Origin of the sequence: Emticicia sp., from assembly GCF_049241225.1 — a bacterium.
In the GTDB taxonomy this organism is placed as follows: domain Bacteria; phylum Bacteroidota; class Bacteroidia; order Cytophagales; family Spirosomataceae; genus Emticicia.
The window spans coordinates 63,903-80,122 of the sequence record NZ_JBMLRC010000020.1 but is presented as its reverse complement, the minus strand read 5'-3'; the positions used below and the strand labels follow the sequence as shown (position 1 = coordinate 80,122).

At 35.5% G+C, this 16,220-nt stretch carries 16 protein-coding genes, 1 tRNA gene, 1 other RNA gene and 1 pseudogene; 3 read left to right on the top strand and 16 right to left on the bottom strand.

From position 1 onward, the window contains the following. The 8 genes and pseudogenes from ACOVO2_RS01370 to fabG all read right to left on the bottom strand — a co-directional run. Positions 1–92 (bottom strand): annotated as a pseudogene (locus tag ACOVO2_RS01370) (tRNA (guanosine(37)-N1)-methyltransferase TrmD); the annotation flags it as partial. Between the two features lie 59 nt (positions 93–151). Further along, a complete protein-coding gene (gene rimM / locus ACOVO2_RS01365; RefSeq protein ID WP_188765085.1) occupies positions 152–712 on the bottom strand; it encodes a ribosome maturation factor RimM in 561 nt (186 codons plus the stop codon). Between the two features lie 77 nt (positions 713–789). Further along, entirely contained in the window at positions 790–1,338 is a 549-nt protein-coding gene (locus ACOVO2_RS01360) for a 30S ribosomal protein S16 (protein WP_421768242.1), read from the bottom strand. A gap of 166 nt (positions 1,339–1,504) precedes the next feature. Continuing rightward, an RNA gene (gene rnpB, locus ACOVO2_RS01355) (RNase P RNA component class A) lies at positions 1,505–1,967 on the bottom strand. 88 nt (positions 1,968–2,055) lie between these two features. Beyond that, complete coding sequence (locus ACOVO2_RS01350) at positions 2,056–3,471, bottom strand: DUF4403 family protein (protein ID WP_421768241.1); 1,416 nt, start codon at positions 3,469–3,471, stop codon at positions 2,056–2,058. A 53-nt stretch (positions 3,472–3,524) separates the two neighbouring features. Then, positions 3,525–4,505 carry a Smr/MutS family protein gene (locus ACOVO2_RS01345; protein ID WP_421768240.1) on the bottom strand — a complete coding sequence of 327 codons (981 nt, stop codon included), beginning with the start codon at positions 4,503–4,505 and terminating at the stop codon, positions 3,525–3,527. Between the two features lie 173 nt (positions 4,506–4,678). Further along, positions 4,679–6,766, bottom strand: coding sequence for a VWA domain-containing protein (locus ACOVO2_RS01340; RefSeq protein WP_421768239.1), 2,088 nt, complete (start codon positions 6,764–6,766; stop codon positions 4,679–4,681). 154 nt (positions 6,767–6,920) lie between these two features. Next, positions 6,921–7,667 carry a 3-oxoacyl-[acyl-carrier-protein] reductase gene (gene fabG, locus ACOVO2_RS01335; RefSeq protein WP_421768238.1) on the bottom strand — a complete coding sequence of 249 codons (747 nt, stop codon included), beginning with the start codon at positions 7,665–7,667 and terminating at the stop codon, positions 6,921–6,923. 108 nt (positions 7,668–7,775) lie between these two features. On the opposite strand from fabG, the gene ACOVO2_RS01330 reads away from it, so the two are divergent. After that, positions 7,776–8,543, top strand: a complete 768-nt coding sequence (locus tag ACOVO2_RS01330) for a glycine-rich domain-containing protein (RefSeq protein WP_421768237.1) — start codon at positions 7,776–7,778, stop codon at positions 8,541–8,543. On the opposite strand, the gene ACOVO2_RS01325 is transcribed toward ACOVO2_RS01330, so the two are convergent. Next, the gene (locus ACOVO2_RS01325) at positions 8,540–9,457 is read right to left on the bottom strand and encodes a sterol desaturase family protein (RefSeq protein WP_421768236.1); all 918 of its coding nucleotides are present in this window, start codon (positions 9,455–9,457) and stop codon (positions 8,540–8,542) included. The genes ACOVO2_RS01330 and ACOVO2_RS01325 overlap by 4 nt on opposite strands. Positions 9,458–9,487: 30 nt before the next feature. Next, positions 9,488–10,156, bottom strand: a complete 669-nt coding sequence (gene rsmI / locus ACOVO2_RS01320) for a 16S rRNA (cytidine(1402)-2'-O)-methyltransferase (RefSeq protein WP_421768235.1) — start codon at positions 10,154–10,156, stop codon at positions 9,488–9,490. Between the two features lie 251 nt (positions 10,157–10,407). Between rsmI and ACOVO2_RS01315 the strand changes: the two genes are divergently transcribed. Then, positions 10,408–10,542: a hypothetical protein gene (locus ACOVO2_RS01315; RefSeq protein ID WP_015031034.1), complete on the top strand. Its 135-nt coding sequence runs from the start codon at positions 10,408–10,410 to the stop codon at positions 10,540–10,542. A 203-nt stretch (positions 10,543–10,745) separates the two neighbouring features. Then, positions 10,746–10,886 (top strand): hypothetical protein, encoded by a 141-nt coding sequence (locus ACOVO2_RS01310; protein WP_015031035.1) that lies wholly within the window; start codon positions 10,746–10,748, stop codon positions 10,884–10,886. Positions 10,887–11,486: 600 nt separating this feature from the next. Here ACOVO2_RS01310 and ACOVO2_RS01305 read toward each other — a convergent pair. The 6 genes from ACOVO2_RS01305 to ACOVO2_RS01280 all read right to left on the bottom strand — a co-directional run bounded on the left by ACOVO2_RS01305 (position 11,487) and on the right by ACOVO2_RS01280 (position 16,215). After that, a complete protein-coding gene (locus tag ACOVO2_RS01305) occupies positions 11,487–11,792 on the bottom strand; it encodes a PLP-dependent transferase (protein WP_421768234.1) in 306 nt (101 codons plus the stop codon). A 1,019-nt stretch (positions 11,793–12,811) separates the two neighbouring features. Then, entirely contained in the window at positions 12,812–13,045 is a 234-nt protein-coding gene (locus tag ACOVO2_RS01300; RefSeq protein WP_421768233.1) for a 4a-hydroxytetrahydrobiopterin dehydratase, read from the bottom strand. A 77-nt stretch (positions 13,046–13,122) separates the two neighbouring features. Next, positions 13,123–13,207: transfer RNA gene (locus ACOVO2_RS01295), tRNA-Ser, on the bottom strand. A 152-nt stretch (positions 13,208–13,359) separates the two neighbouring features. Then, the gene (locus ACOVO2_RS01290) at positions 13,360–14,127 is read right to left on the bottom strand and encodes a class I SAM-dependent methyltransferase (RefSeq protein ID WP_421768232.1); all 768 of its coding nucleotides are present in this window, start codon (positions 14,125–14,127) and stop codon (positions 13,360–13,362) included. A 37-nt stretch (positions 14,128–14,164) separates the two neighbouring features. Beyond that, on the bottom strand, positions 14,165–15,061 hold the full coding sequence (locus ACOVO2_RS01285; protein WP_421768231.1) for a glycosyltransferase family 2 protein: 897 nt from the start codon (positions 15,059–15,061) through the stop codon (positions 14,165–14,167). Positions 15,062–15,090: 29 nt separating this feature from the next. Continuing rightward, positions 15,091–16,215, bottom strand: coding sequence for a DegT/DnrJ/EryC1/StrS family aminotransferase (locus tag ACOVO2_RS01280; RefSeq protein WP_421768230.1), 1,125 nt, complete (start codon positions 16,213–16,215; stop codon positions 15,091–15,093). Between the last annotated feature and the right edge of the window lie 5 nt (positions 16,216–16,220).

The following is a 16,220-nucleotide window of genomic DNA, read 5'->3' as shown; positions in this document are numbered from 1 at the left end:
GCATGGCCAGCATCTTTGGCACGCTTCAAAATTGAGTGGTCAAAAAAGCTATCCAATAAGCGTGGTACACACGATATAATGTCGATTCTCAGTCCAGAACTTTGAGTTTCTGCGGCAATATTTTTTTCTGATTCCATCATTTCAAAACTTCTTATTCTTCCTCATCTGCATCATCGGGCGTTCCATCTTCATCCAAATAGACTTCGATTAGACCCGCTGGCAAATCGGTGTAAAGTTCTTTTTTCTCACGGTCAATCGTCTTCACGATTTCATCACTTACAGGAATTAGCACTTCTTTATTTTGATAATTCATCGCAATTAGGTCTTGTGCTTCGGCAGTATAAACGGCCGTAATAGTCCCGAGCTTACCTTGCGTTTCATCAACAATACTGAAACCTATAATTTCATGATAATAGAATTGGTCATCGTCTAACTCTTCTAAATTATCATTTGGCAGATATAAATCACAATTGATGAGTTTTTGAGCTGCTTCAATTGTATCTATATCTTCAAACTTAATGATTGACTTATTGGCTCTGATTTGGATTTCCTCAACAAAGTAAGGAATCAACTCGCCTTTCATCTCAACCAATATAGATTCTAAGTCTTCGTATTCTTCGGGATAATCCACATCTAACCAAATAGCCATTTCGCCTTTGAGTCCGTGAGTTTTGGTTAGCTTACCCACTAAATAACAATCTTCTTTTGTCATATCGAGCAAATTAGTTTTAAATAAAAATCCCCGCTGTTGGGCGAGGATTTTTTATAAATGACTGCAAATTGTTAGAATTATGCTTCTGCAGATGTTTCCTCAGTAGTTTCAGCTACTGGAGCTTCTTCTGTAGCCTCTGCTTCTTGAGCAGCAACCTCAGCTTCTGCCTCAGCTATTGCTTTTTGTTGAGCGGCTTCCATATCAGCACGTTTTTTCTTCTCTGCTTCAAATGCTGCTTTCTTAGCTGCATCTTTACCTTCGGCTAATTTAGCAATTTTAACTTCTCTTTTTGCTTCTTTTTCTTTAGACCAAGCCTCAAAACGAGCATCAGCAACTTCTTGCGTGATAGCACCTTTTGCAACACCTACTTGTAAGTGTTTTTTCAACATAACACCTCTTACTGACAAGATTTTTCTAGTAGTGTCTGTTGGCTCAGCTCCAACCATTAACCAATACACAGCTCTATCATCTTTTAATGAGATTCCTGCTGGAGTTGATTGTGGGTTGTATTGACCTAATTTCTCGATGAATTTACCATCACGAGGTGAGCGTGAGTCAGCTACTACGATGTCATAAACTGGTGCTTGCTTGCGTCCTCTTCTTGCTAATCTGATTTTAACTGCCATTTCTTTTTTTTGATTTAAAGTTGGGGAACTCGTCCCCGTTTTATTTGGACTGCAAAGGTATCACTATTGTGTTGAAAATCAAATATTTAGGACAAATTTTATTGAATGGTTTGTAGAAAAATGAAGGATTTGAGGAATTTTCTATCAGATTTTAAGGTTTTGTAGAAGAAAAAATAAGCCTATAAGCCGAATTCTGTATTTCGATTACTCGAAATTCTTATCATTTATCTCGAACAAGTATCACTACTTGCCTCTATCAACCTACCCTCCGACTCAGACGAGCAGCCCTTAACAGTTTTCAGTTATCAGTCTTCAGTTATCAGCTTAGCTATCATTTCTGATAACTTCACTGTTTACTGCCTACTGTACACTGTTTACTGAAGCGTCGGTTTATTTGGTCTTTCAGCTCATGAGGTTTACCGTGCCTCGTTTGTTACCAACCGAGCGGTAGGCTCTTACCCTACCTTTTCACCTTTTCCGCATTGCTGCGGTAGTTTATTTTCTGTTGCACTGGCTGTAAATAATCAGTCGCCCGATTACTCCCTACCCGTTAGGTAGCATGATGCTCTTTGCTGTTCGGACTTTCCTCAGCCACCCCGAAAGATAACTGCGATAAGACGGCTTACTTTTTCTGATGCAAAGGTAGAAAAAAAACCTGTAAGGCCTTAAAGACCTTACAGGTTTTATGAATAACTCTGAATATTAGCCTATGATTATTTATAAACCTTCAACTTTTACCTCAACTTTACCTTTTGCCATTACGAGTGCCACAATGCTTGTAGGAGTTAGATATACTTTATCAGGCTGTACGGCATCTATCTTACCACTTAGCTTCACTCCTTTCTTAAATTCGGTATTCATAGCAGTTTCGATATTCTGCTTTGCGTAAGTTATTAACTCATCTACAGGTAAACCATATTCGTCTTCAATCATTTTTACCAATTTACCTTCCAATAACCAAGCGGCTGCTTTAGCTAAGATATTTTTAGTTTTTATATCAAATTGCGAATTTGATAATACGATTTTCTTCTTGACTGGGTCATAAATAGGAATCCCTTTGATGTAAACCGAGCCTTTTAGGCTTCCTTTGATATCTGCCTTGATAACCAAAAACTCATTACTACCGTAAATATCAATATCAGTAATTTCTATTTTATATTTTCCCTCTTGAAAATCATAGGTTTGGCCAACAAACATTTTCTTTGCCTGAGCAGCTGCTTCAGTAAATAACACATCGCTCATTAAACCTACTTGAAAATCATTAGGAATACCAGTCACAATTTTAAGATTGGGAACAGAACTAACCGAAAAAGGCGTAAACGGTCGGTCCCCCGTAAGGGTTTCTGTAAAGGCTTTAATACCAATGACAGATTTAATATTACGCCCAACAGTTTTAAGTGGCACCATAGAAATCTCCAGAGGTGTGATTTTTACCCACGTATGATATTCTTCTGACACCAAATATGGTTGCATGGCTGCATTCCAAGCTTGAATCACGTAAGGCTTGATGGTCATGTTTTTGGCAACGGCATCATCAAGCGATTTGGCAAATTTGGTGTGATTATTATCAATGATTTTTCCAACGATGAAATCGAGTGGAACATCAAAACCTACATTTACCTTAGGTTTTGTTATCCATTCGTAGCCATTGGGTGTGGTAAAGGTTTGTACCGACCAGTCGGGTTTGATGGTGAATCGGGTTGAGAATTTTAAATTCATCTCAAATTCTAATGGAATATACTTCATTATTCCAAATGCTCCGATACCTTTTTCGGCCCAAACTTTAATCGGAACCGTAAAATCAAAGACATCGTTTGTGGCGGCCGTGATTAGGATATTCGACTTTTTCCAAACCTTACACTTAAAATTATCATTGTTATCATCAGTATAACTATTATCCTCATAGATTAGGCCCGTAACAGTTGCATTGATTTGTTTTTCAATATCGCTCATGGCAATATCGAACGGAATACTAATATTTGAAGGTATCTTTTGCACGAGTACGGTATCTTGTAAATAATTTTCGACTGGGGCTTCGGGATTTGATTTCTGCCCGATGGCATAAAAAGACGTAAAGAATGTAGTAAAAAAGGCAATAGCAATAAATTTGGGACTCGCTAAATTACTTTTCATTGATTGATTTAATAATAGATTGTTTTTAGATTGACAAATAACTTCAAAAAGCATCATTTTATTTTAATGCGTGTAGCTCCGTAGCCAAACTTTTCTTTTTGTGCATCTTGAAACCAAGCTACATTTTTATGACCAGCCAATTTCTTCTGAATTTCTTGTTTTAAAACCCCATTACCTACACCATGAATAAAAACGATTTCGTCCATACCAGTAGCAATGGCGTTTTCGAATTTAGTTTCAAACGTACGTAATTGTAGGTCAAGCATTTGAGCATTGTTCATACTTAAAAAGTTAGTAGTCAGTTGCTCGATGTGCAAATCAATGGTTGGAGCAGGTTTTTCGACTGATTTAAGCGGAATTTCTTCAGTTTTTGGCTGCATCATTCTCTCTTTCAATTCAGCTGGATTGATTACCAATGGCAAATCTTCGGCATCCAACTGAAATAAAAAACAATCTTTGACCAAAATCGGTGCTGATTTTTTATGATTGAAGAAAGTATTGGCCCGCAAACGCATTCTTTTTACAAAAGTTGGTCGCTCGGTGAAATAACCAAAATTATAATAAAAGGCTTGAAAAGAGAGATTACCCCAATCGTCGAAGTCTTTTAGGTCTAGGTCAATTGGATATTTCTGAAAACTACGAGCACTCAGAAAGCCCCCCATTAGCCCACGGTGAGTTTTTTCAGAGCCACAAGTGAGTGAATATGGTAAATCCCAGTCGCTATTATTAATGATATGTAGCGAAACTAATTTATCATTAATAGGTAAAAAAGCCAAGTAAATACCTTTGTCGGCTTTAACATGGGAACTACTTCTTTCAGATGATGACCTTTGAGGAGCAATTGTTTCTTGTACTCGTGCTTGGGGTTTAAAAGCTTTATCTTCAGCCTTTGAAACCACAGCCAATTCTTTTCGCAATACGGGTAATTTAAAGCCCTCTTCAATCTCTACCTCTACTACATCATTCTTCAAAAATCGAGTTACGATACCCTCTTCTTTTGAATGTATGAGCCTTACTTTATCGCCTATATTCATTATTTGGTTGTTCTTTTATTTTGTTAATTATAAAGTATTATGCAAAATTAGTTGAAAATAAAGCAGTATAGAAGATAAATGAAGAATTTGTAGAAATAGATATAAAAAATTCGCTATACAATTCTTATCGAATCATATAGCGAATTTGATTATAAATTTAAGTCATAGATATTTTAATAACTTCCGAGATATTTTCTTACGCCCCATTCTACTGTAGCGAGCAATAATAATACAAAGAAAACCCACTTCATATTGATAAACTCATTCATTTCCTCAACGCTTGTCACTTTATCAGGGGCTTTGTTGGATGATAAAAAGTCTTTCAATTTTTCAAGTTGATTTGCTACGAAAAACTTGCCATTGTTTTGGGTTGCGAGCGTACGCAACATATTAAAATCGGCAGTGGTATTAAGATTTTCCAGGTCAGTGTTTCTCACGATAAACTGCCCATCTACTATTTCGCCTTTGCCTAAAACTTGCGTAGAAGCCTTATAGCGATACACACCTTCAGGCAAGCCCGTTATCTCAAATCGGCTATTATCTTTCGTTGTGGTGTAGCTAAAGCTTCTTACTTTACCTTTTTCATCGGTGATATCTAATTTAATATCTTGGTTGTAGATTCGCTCATAAATATCATTGTAAGCCTCATTTTCAAAAATTACTTTTTCATCTATCGAAAAGTCTGGTGATATCGGATATACTCTCAATTTGCGTTTATCATCTTTCACCGAAATCAATTGCAGGGTTTTCATTAAAACCTCATCGATAATTTCTTGTTTATCGGTCAATGAAAACTCTTCTAAACGCCACAACCAAAGTCCTTCGCCTGCTAAAACTGCTGATTTACGAGCAGAAGTTGTATTAGCAATCAACAATGGCTTAGGTGTTGTGAGCGAGCCCACTCTTTGATAAAGGATTATTTCGCTTCCTGCTGTTGGTTTATAATCGCCAAAAGGGGCTAAAATAGGCGGAAGTCGTTCTAAAAGACTTAGTTTATCAGTATCAAGATTAAATAAATTGAAGTTATTATTAAACTTTGCAGTTACTTTATCGGCCTTTCCTGCTTGAGCAGCAATCGAAAGTGTTTGCTGCATACCGTTAAAGCTGGTGATATTTGTTTGATTACCCAAAACAAATAACGTTGGTTTTCCTTGTGCCAATAAACGACTGACTACATTTCCGCCCATTCCGTAAATATCAGGCAATTGATGTAAAATCAAAACATCGAACGGTTGTGAGCCAATCTGATTCAAATCATCACTTTGAACAATTTTGATGGTTAATTCATATAAGTCATTCTTTTCGATAATACTTTTTAATGCTTTTACATCGGGATGCGGAGCAAGTGCCACGAGCAAAACCTTTTCCTTACCATCAACTATATCAATATAAGCGTCTTTTGCGTTATTTTTAGTCGAAAACTCTGCATTTAGCGGTACCACTTCGACCGTAAAGCGTTGCATTCCTTTTTGTTGTGCAGTAACGTAGAATGTCAATTGTTTCAAATCATCCTGCTTATCGAAGCTAACTACTTGTTTATCAACGACATTTCCTGCTTGTTTCAATAAAACTGTTGTTGATTTACCTTGAAAACCATAACTCGACACCTCGGCTTGAATTGGGAATTTATTACTCAAATAAGCAATTCTATTGGCATAGATAGCATTTAGTTTCACATCACGTTTCTGAGTTGTGTCACCTAATCCGACTGCATGAATATTGAAATTATACTTCCCGTAAGTCGGCGAAATACCTTCATTAGCAATACCATCAGATACCAAAATCACATCGGTTAGGTTTCTTCCCTCATAACTCGACTTGATGTTTGCCAACATTTGCGATAAATCTGACCTCTTTTTTGTGAATTTAATATCGCTAATGTTCTGATTATCAGTCTCTTCATCAAGGCTTTGAATCTCAACACTTGCTCCTTTTGCTTCGATAGACTCTTTTAATTGTTGTAGATTTTTCTTCAAAGCTTCTAATTTGGCTTGTCCGCCATGAGTCATTGAAGAAGAATTATCAACGGCCAGTACAACTGTTGGTTTTTCAATCGTAGATTTATTATTGCGTAAGAGTGGATTTATCAACAAAAAAGCCAATAAACTTACCAAAAGCCCACGAATAATGGCCAAAACTCGATTTTGTAGAGGACTGAAAGTTTTTTTGTTTTGATAAAGTACGAAAGCGTAAATCCCACCAGCCAACAAGCATAGTAAAATAAACCAAGGTGAAGATTGAAAAATAAATTCTGATTTCATACCCCTAACCCCTAAAGGGGAATTATTATTTTTATAGAAAGAATTAAGATTTAAATTTAGTTGTTCATAACAACTTTATAAACAACTAAATTTAAATACAATTATTTTGCCAAAGAGTAAAATATTGCAGAAACTCCCCTTTAGGGGCTGGGGGTTACATCAACATTCCACCATCTACTTGGAGGGTTTGTCCAGTAACATATTTCGACATATCAGAAGCCAAGAAAACACACGCATTGGCTACATCTTCGCCTTGTCCTGCACGTTTAAGTGGAATATTTTTCAACCAGTCTTCCAAAGCTTTTTCGTTTAACTCGCCAGTCATTTCGGTTTCGATAAAACCAGGAGCAATAGCATTTGAACGGATATTTCTTGAACCCAATTCTTTAGCCACTGATTTTGTGAAGCCAATGATACCTGCTTTTGATGCCGAGTAGTTTGCTTGGCCAGCATTTCCCATTAAACCAACCACCGATGTCATATTGATGATTGAACCACTTTTGGCTCTCATCATTGGCTTTGTGGCGGCCTTAGTAAGGTTAAAAACTGACTTTAGATTTACTCTTAACACTTCGTCCCATTGTTCCTCAGACATTCGCATTAAGAGTGTATCACGAGTAATACCCGCATTATTTACCAATATATCGAGTGTTCCGAAATCAGCCACAACATCGGTCACTAATTGCTCTGCAGCGGCAAAATCGGAGGCATCCGAACGATAACCTTTAGCTTTGATTCCATAAGCAGCAAGTTCAGCTTCAAGAGCCTGACCTTTTTCAATGCTTGATAAGTAGGTAAAAGCAACGTTTGCTCCTTGTTCGGCAAATTTCTTAGCAATTTCACGTCCGATACCACGTGAAGCACCTGTGACTAAGGCTACTTTGTTCTGTAATAAAGTCATTATTAAGAGAATATTAAATTACACGATTACGGCTCAAAATTACGGCTTAATCGTTTGAGTTTACAGAAAAACTTTGTAAATTTTCATAGAAATCAAAAAACACAGCCTATGACAGACAAAGAAATGGAATTATTTGAAAAAATTCAAGCCTTTGAATTAGACGATAATTCTGCCAGTTTCAAATTCTCCGAACGACTCGCAAGAGAAAATGGGTGGAGCAAAACATACACCCACAGAGTAATTGACGAGTACAGAAAGTTTATCTTCCTCTGCTGCATTTCCGATTCAGGCGTGACACCCTCCGACCCCGTTGACCAAGCTTGGCATTTACACCTCACCTTCACCAAATCTTACTGGATAGATTTTTGTCAGAATACCCTCGGTCAGTTAATTCACCACAATCCAACCAAAGGAGGAAATAACGAAAGAGAAAAGTTTAAAAGCTTTTATGATACATCCGAGAGTCTCTACAAAGAAAAATTTGGCATTTTCCCTCCCAACGATATTTGGCATCATTCACAAAAACGTTTTACAGAAATCAAGTTTCAACGAGTCAACCTTCACAGAAACTGGGTCATACCGAAACCAAATGTTGAAATACTCTCCAAAACCTTTCTATTTTCTTCAATCCCCTTTATTATCTTACAGGCCAATCCTACAAAAACTGCCCTAATAATTATACTTTTTTTGGCAGCTTTCGCATTCATTATGTATCTACTTGTTAAAGCATCTCAAAATCAATCAAATACCCATAATCACTCAAGTAGCAGTGGTTGTTCTTCTTGCGGTGCCTCGTACGATTCAGACGGAGGTGATAGTGCTTGTGGTGGGGACAGTGGTTGCTCAGGTTGTGGCGGATGCGGTGGTGGCGATTAAGCCTTTTGCTTTACCAGTTCTTCTCGCAATTCTTTACTTGTTTTGGTACTACCATCAGGCGACCAGCCTGGTGGCATTAAAAGCAATTTGATTTTTGTAATAAAACTTGAAGGCTTTTTGAGGTCATTCCACAAATCTATCCAAGCATGGAAAACAATATTGGCTGGCCCGCGATTTTCGAGTGGATATGTCAGACCATACCTGATTGGTAAATCATCAATTTCTTCTTGAAAAGTACCAAACATTCTATCCCAAATTGATAAACACATACCCATATTTTTATCTAAATATTCGATATTTGATGCGTGGTGCACTCGGTGCTGTGAAGGTGTCACAAATACGTATTCCAAAAGCTTATAGGGCATTTTACGAAGCTTTGGAATATAACTTGTATGTACCAAAATACCATAAATCTGAGTAATTGAATACATCACTGCCATATCAGCCACCTTGAATCCAAGCAACGATAAAGGAATAAAATAGATAAAACGATAAAGTGGCTGAAACACCGATGACCTAAAGCCAACGGTTAAATTGAATTGTTCTGACGAATGATGCGTAACGTGCGAAGCCCAGAAAAAACGGGTGTAATGGTCAACTACGTGAAGCAGGTAATACACAAAATCTTCGGCCACGAAAAGCAATAACCAGTATAAAATTGGGTTTTGAATCTCGACAAAATGAAACTGATAGACCCATGCCAAAATCCCCCAAGTGACACCCCTTGAAATTAAATCCAACCCACCATTTAAAATCATTAGATAAAGATTCGTAATGGTATCTTTAAATGTATAATAATGGCGGTGCTGAAAATTGCTCAAAAGTATCTCGCCAACGATTAATATTGTGTAAAGTGGCGTAGATGTAATGATTACTAACTGTTCTAAAGTAAGATTTTTGATGGTTTCAAACATTCTAAATACTCAAATATAGGTTATAATAGGCTACTCTTTTCCCGCTACGACTATGACAATCTCTCCTTTCACAGTACGATTGGCAAAACTTGCAATGACTTCGGTCAATGTACCACGCACATTTTCTTCAAACATTTTTGTAATTTCTCTCGAAACACAAGCTTGACGCTCCGGACCAAAATATTCAGTAAATTGTTCCAATGTTTTTACCAATCTGAAAGGAGATTCATAGAAAATCATAGTTCTTTCTTCTTCAGCCAATGCTTTCATACGAGTCTGACGGCCTTTTTTTACTGGTAAAAACCCTTCAAACGTGAATCTATCACAGGGCAAACCTGAATTTACTAATGCAGGAACAAAAGCTGTTGGGCCTGGTAAGCACTCAACTTCTATTTCATTACGTAAACACTCACGAACTAATAAAAATCCAGGGTCAGAAATAGCAGGAGTACCTGCATCAGACACTAATACGATTTTATCGCCTTTTCTAATTCTATCAATCACTTTATTGAGTGTTTGATGTTCATTAAAGGCATGATGACTCTGAAGTGGTTTCGAGATTTCGAGGTGTTTTAGTAAGAATCCCGTATTCCGAGTATCTTCCGCTAAAATCAAATCAGCTGATTTTAAAACATTGATTGCTCGTAAGGTGATATCCTCTAAATTGCCAATTGGCGTGGGTACTAATACAAGTTTCACAGATTTTTTTTCGACAAAAGTACAAATTTTTATACCTACTAACACCAAAATAAAGTAAAATATCAAAAGACAATGCAATAAAAACAGGAGTTTTTTCTCCCAAATAATCTATCTGATTACCGTTAAATAAAGTTTTGCGTTCAATATTTATATAATTTTCAAAATTTTCTGAAAATACTTGACACATAAATAAATATTATCTACATTTGAATAAATTATTTCCCTTTAATCCTAATAAATCCCATAAAACCATGTTATTAGCAGCATTAGCACTCGCAATCGGCGGAATCATGATGACTAAAGTTCGTGAGACTGAAGAACTTTACGCTCCAAAAGGCTACTTAGTAAATTTACAGTCACGCCCTCGTAATGTTTACTACTATTAGAATGTACTTTAAATAATTTTTACAGGAAGATTTCCATTAAAATCTAGTCTTTTAAAAAATATTTAAAATTATTTTTCTATACATCAAGCATATTTTTTCGGATTTTACGATAAAAAAATCTGACAATCAACACTTGAGTTATAATTGGCATTGTTTTTAACAAAGTAAATAACAAATATTACACTATAAAACGTGCAAAACTTATGTTATTACTTACAATTGCCTCACTTGCCATTGGTGGTCTTTTAATGACCCGCATGAACGAAGAAAAAGAGTTGTATGCTCCAAAAGGATATTTGGTAAGCTTACAATCACGTCCTCGTAATGTTTATTCATGGTATTAAGATTTATTTTTGCATCTTAATTTCAATAGTACATATCATAAATATGTATTGGTGAATACTTTTGCTTAATTTTTAACAAAATTTATGGCTATTTAGCTGTAAAACAGCTAGTTTTTTGTCTAAAATTTTTAAAATCGTGCTGGCTTCTTCTAATCCGATATAAAATCGGAATATATCAACTTGTGGGCTATTTTACTAGTAATGTACATTTATGCATTATCGGAGATTTGTGTCGTTTCCTTGAAACCACAGTAAGTAATTTTTGTAATGACTCACAAAATTTTCTTATTATAACTACATTTTTATTCTTTAATGCAATAGTAAACATTCCCATTGGCATTTTCATTTATTGTTTGGCAAGTTCTATTTATGGGATTTCTCCACTAAATGGTTAGTAAATACGCTCATTTTTTTCAGTATTCTCAAATAATTTAATACTTTTAGGATTATTTCAGAGATTATTTTAGCCGAATCGGCAATGTCGTAAGCAACGTGGCATTAAGCAATCATTTTGCGGAGCCAAAATATTACCAGAATACATAAATTAATCGTGGAATATTTGAGTAATTTTCTCCTTCAAGCCACGCATCTCACTAGCTACTACATCGCTAATTCTATTATGTCATTGTGTGTGGTCGACAAAATGGGTTTATATGTAAAATCTTGGTAAATTTTAACCATCAGATAAGCGGCCCAAATGTACTGAACACTTTCTATTTGCTCCCCAGCATTTACCTGCGAAACTAAAGCATTACTTATAGCTGCAGCCCCAATTCCTACTATCATGCAATCTTCACCTCCTATAAGAACAACTATTTTCGGACACAACCTATTCATAGTTAGATTATTCCCGCGAGCATAAATATATTCATCTTTTTCATTTTCAATTGCAAACTTAATCTGCATATACAACAATACTGCTCAAAATCATAGCTTTTGGTTCAATTTTACTGGCATCTTTCACTTCGGCTGCGATAAAAGTTGTATGTTGGAAACCTCCACAAGAAAAGCACACCCCAATCAAAGCAAGGCCAAATGCTGAAATTAATGATAGAATATTCGTATTTTGTTGAGAATATGTATTTATAAAATTAACATTAGTATTGGTACAGCATAGAATTTCAATAAAACCACTGACATAATACCAAGGAAGATGAAAGAAGTAAATATACTTGCAAAAAGGTTTTCATACCTAACTCCCAAAATATTCATCAATATCAGTAATTAAATTGATACAACTGAAATGACCAATTCCATACTTTCGGAAATCGGAATAAATACTTTTAAGTAAAATGTAAATACAAAACTTAATACTGCCAATGAACCAGTGTTTATTACACAATATCAACTAACCGTTTAGAAAAGCAGTTAGCTCAAGGTAAGCTTCTTTCGGATAAACATAGAAACCACCAACTCTTGATAAATTTGCAGCAATTTTGGTAAAAATCACTGCACAACAGATAGCAATGATTCCACCAAAATCCAAACTTAACGCATTAGGTCTTTGCTTGAAAGTTATATTACAATTTCTGATGGCGTACGAAAAATTCCAGGGCCGATACTAGAACCAATAGCTATCATTGTAAGACTGAATATGCTAATTTGCCTTTTTAGCGAAGTTGACATTTTAATAGTTTTATAAGGGTGAAAAGTATATCAGAATGATAGGTTTTAGGATTTTTTTATACGAAAACCAGCATTTTAAAACGAATGAGAATTAAATATATCGCATAAAGTATAAGACAATAAAAAAATATTCAATTCTCAGCCGTTTTGAATCTTAAATTTTACTCAATTTTGGCGATTTTCGTATAAAAAAATCCTAAAACAAGGCTTTTACCTAACTGCGGAGAGCTACTTAAAAACCATAAACACTTGATTATCAACAAGTTACGAACATGAGTGGAAAACTATTTTGCTGCCACTTAATTAAACAATTTATCAATCGCGGCTGCTAAATCTCGATCTTTTTGAGTAATTGTATTTCCTGCATCGTGTGTGGTCAATTCGATTTTAACAGTATTCCACACATTCGACCAGTTTGGGTGATGCTCATGTTGTTCGGCCAACATAGCTACTCTTGTCATGAATGAAAATGCTTCGGAGAAGTTTTTAAAGATGAAAGTACGAGTAAGGCGATTATCTTGTTCTTGCCACATAAAGTTTGATATGAAGTAAATTTATACGGAAGTAAAGATACAAAAAAAAGCCGAATCTTGCGATTCGGCTTTTGAAGCAGAGAGAGAGGGATTCGAACCCCCGGACCTGTTACAGTCAACGGTTTTCAAGACCGCCGCATTCGACCACTCTGCCATCTCTCTATGTTGTTGGTCACTGCCTTATTGTGATACAAAAGTACGGCGTTTTTTTCTAAATGTCAATAGCGAAACGAAAAAAATATGATATTTTTTAACTTTTTTTTCTACTCAAAATATATCTAATTGACTATCAATATTTTATAAATAAACATTTTTTAAAGTTTTTTTCTAAGCACTAAAAACAACGAACTACCGAAAAAACCTTTCTTAAATAGCCTTTCTTCAAGCTTTACAATTTGATAAAAAAAGTTATTTACAAAATCAGAAGGTACAGTTACATCTGATTTAATATTTTTTAGGTCGATTAAATTTAGTTTTAATTGGATTTGCTGTGTGAGCCTGACTACCAAAATAAGTGGAGATAACAGTAAACTCCAATAAGTATGGTGAGTGATTTTTAATGGTAGATTTTCTAAAGTCTTCTCAAAATCAGATAGTGTAAAACGCTGCTTTCCTCCTACAGCAATATCATGTGTTCCGTAGAAAACATTGAACGCATTATTGTTAGTAATGATGATTCCGTCTGATTTTAAAATTGATTGAAAAGTATGAAAAATATTCGCAATAGTTGAGTTATCAAACTGATATACGACATCATCATTTACAATTACATCAAAACTTTCTTGCCCAAATACATTTTCAAAATTGGTTATATCAGTTTGTTGAACATCGAGATTTCGTTCTTTACAAAAACTTACAGCGTCGAGTGAATAATCAAAACCTTGAATATTTTCGTAGCCATGCTTTATTAAAAAACTCATCAGTCCGCCCGTCCCACAACCAGCATCTAGAATTTTGATTTGCTTATTTGCTTGAAATCTATTCTGAATTTCCTTTAAAACTTTTTCATGCAGAATCCTGTACCACCAAAGTTTTTCTTCGGCTTCATACATCATTCTGTACTCGTCGTAATTAATAAGCATTTTTATTTGATGGTTTGGTTAGGATTTCAAGCTGGGATTACTTTTCAATGTATTGAGGAGTTTGGTTTTGTGATAAAAATGCCTTCGACACATATTCACCAATAATACCAAGTGAGGTTAACTGTACTCCGCCGAAGAAAATAAAAATTGCAATTCCCCAGTCTGGTATGACTCTAAAAATATAAAGAAGTATGAGCAGGATTGAAAGTACTAACGAAAATATACCCAAGGAAAGAATTATACGAACTGGCAGAATTGAATACCCAAAAAGGATAGTCATAAAAAGTGTGATTAATCTTTTGATAGTATAGTTCGACTCTCCTTCCATGCGAGCATTGTGCTGAACTTGAATTTTGCCTACATTATTTGTTACTCGAAATATGAGTGCATCGATGTAAGGATATGGCCCTCGGTATTTGATAATTTCTTGGACAACTTCAAAATTAATAAGCTTAAAACTCGACAGATATAAATCGGCTGGTTTTTGTAGAAGTGAGGTAGTCAGTCGATTGACTAACCAACTCCCAAAATTTCTAAAAAAATGATGCTTCTTTTCGGCATAAAAACTATATACGACATCAAAGTTTTCAGTCTCCGCTTTCTCAACTAATTTTATAATTTCGGACGGAGGATTTTGAAAATCATCATCAATGATAACTGCGTATTTAGCCTCAACATGATTCAAGCCGCACATTACTGCATTGAACTCACCGAAGTTTTTTCGGAGAGAGTAAAATTTGAGATTTGAATTTTCAGCAGCTAAAGTTTTACAAACTTTTTCGGAGTCATCAGGGCTACCGTCGTTTACCAAAATTATTTCAAATTCGTATTGTTTCAATTCGGCTTGCAAAGTCTCTACAAGATGAGCGATTGTCTTTGCTCCTTTATACACGGGTATTACGACAGAAAGTAATTTTGATTTATGTGGTATCATTAATGTATAATTGATAACTGAATATAACTTTAGTACTTGTTTATTTTTTCAATAATGTAGGTAATCTCTTTTTCGGTTAATGTAACATTGAGCGGAATACTCACTACCTCTTCATGGATTTTTTCTGCAATGGCAAAAGTACGATTGTTCCACTCTCTGTAGGCCAATTGTTTGTGCGGAGCAATCGGATAATGTATATCCGAACCAATTCCATTTTCGTTTAGATATTTTCTAAACTTTTCTCGATTCTCAACCCTCACCACAAACAAATGCCAAGCATCTTGGTTTACTGTACTGGCAGGTGGTAAAATAATTTTCGGATTAATTATTTCGGATAAATATCTATTTGCAATTTTTTGGCGAATAAAATTATCTGAATCAAGGTTCGAAAATTTAACATTAAGAATCGCGGCTTGCAATTCATCTAAACGACTATTGAGACCTTGATAATCAAAAACATATTTTTTCCCCGAGCCATAATTACGCTGTGCTCTTAGTCGTTCAGCTAGGGCATCATCATTAGTGGTAATTGCACCAGCATCACCCATTGCACCTAAATTCTTTGTTGGATAAAAACTAAACCCAGCACCATCTGCCAGATTACCAGCTTTCTTTCCTTGATAGGTTGCCCCATGAGATTGAGCTGCATCTTCAAAAACTTTTAAATCATATCTATGGGCAACTCTCATCACGGCTTCTATGTCACAGCATTTCCCGTAAAGATGAACCACTAAGATAGCTTTTGTATTTCGAGTAATTTTTTCTTCAATTTTTGCGGGGTCAATCAAGTAAGTCTCAATATCTGGCTCCACTAAAATTGGTTTGAAACCTGCCATAGTGATTGCCAAGATTGAAGCAATGTAGGTATTTGAAGGAACTATCACTTCGGAATCAGGTGGAAACTGCGAAGCCTTCAACAAAAGTACTAAGGCATCGAGCCCGTTGGCAACGCCAATGCAATGCTTTACTCCACAATATTCTGCGAAAGTTTTTTCAAACTTTTTCACTTCTTCGCCTAAGACAAACCAACCCGATGCCACTGCATTTTTTAATGCAGTATTTATCTCTTTCTCGTATGGTCGATTTATCAACTTTAAGTCAAGAAACGGAATATTCTTAATTCCCTTAGCTGGAGTTTTAGTGTTAGTTTTCAAAATAC

Excerpts from the sequence above, each read along its gene's own strand:
- ACOVO2_RS01285 (WP_421768231.1), bottom strand. The coding sequence starts at position 15,061 with ATGATACCACATAAATCAAAATTACTTTCTGTCGTAATACCCGTGTAT.
- ACOVO2_RS01305 (WP_421768234.1), bottom strand. The coding sequence starts at position 11,792 with ATGCAGATTAAGTTTGCAATTGAAAATGAAAAAGATGAATATATTTAT.
- ACOVO2_RS01360 (WP_421768242.1), bottom strand. The coding sequence starts at position 1,338 with ATGGCAGTTAAAATCAGATTAGCAAGAAGAGGACGCAAGCAAGCACCA.
- ACOVO2_RS01290 (WP_421768232.1), bottom strand. The coding sequence starts at position 14,127 with ATGCTTATTAATTACGACGAGTACAGAATGATGTATGAAGCCGAAGAA.
- ACOVO2_RS01315 (WP_015031034.1), top strand. The coding sequence starts at position 10,408 with ATGTTATTAGCAGCATTAGCACTCGCAATCGGCGGAATCATGATGACT.
- fabG (WP_421768238.1), bottom strand. The coding sequence starts at position 7,667 with ATGACTTTATTACAGAACAAAGTAGCCTTAGTCACAGGTGCTTCACGT.
- rimM (WP_188765085.1), bottom strand. The coding sequence starts at position 712 with ATGACAAAAGAAGATTGTTATTTAGTGGGTAAGCTAACCAAAACTCAC.
- ACOVO2_RS01310 (WP_015031035.1), top strand. The coding sequence starts at position 10,746 with ATGTTATTACTTACAATTGCCTCACTTGCCATTGGTGGTCTTTTAATG.
- ACOVO2_RS01330 (WP_421768237.1), top strand. The coding sequence starts at position 7,776 with ATGACAGACAAAGAAATGGAATTATTTGAAAAAATTCAAGCCTTTGAA.
- ACOVO2_RS01300 (WP_421768233.1), bottom strand. The coding sequence starts at position 13,045 with ATGTGGCAAGAACAAGATAATCGCCTTACTCGTACTTTCATCTTTAAA.
- ACOVO2_RS01350 (WP_421768241.1), bottom strand. The coding sequence starts at position 3,471 with ATGAAAAGTAATTTAGCGAGTCCCAAATTTATTGCTATTGCCTTTTTT.
- ACOVO2_RS01345 (WP_421768240.1), bottom strand. The coding sequence starts at position 4,505 with ATGAATATAGGCGATAAAGTAAGGCTCATACATTCAAAAGAAGAGGGT.
- ACOVO2_RS01340 (WP_421768239.1), bottom strand. The coding sequence starts at position 6,766 with ATGAAATCAGAATTTATTTTTCAATCTTCACCTTGGTTTATTTTACTA.
- ACOVO2_RS01325 (WP_421768236.1), bottom strand. The coding sequence starts at position 9,457 with ATGTTTGAAACCATCAAAAATCTTACTTTAGAACAGTTAGTAATCATT.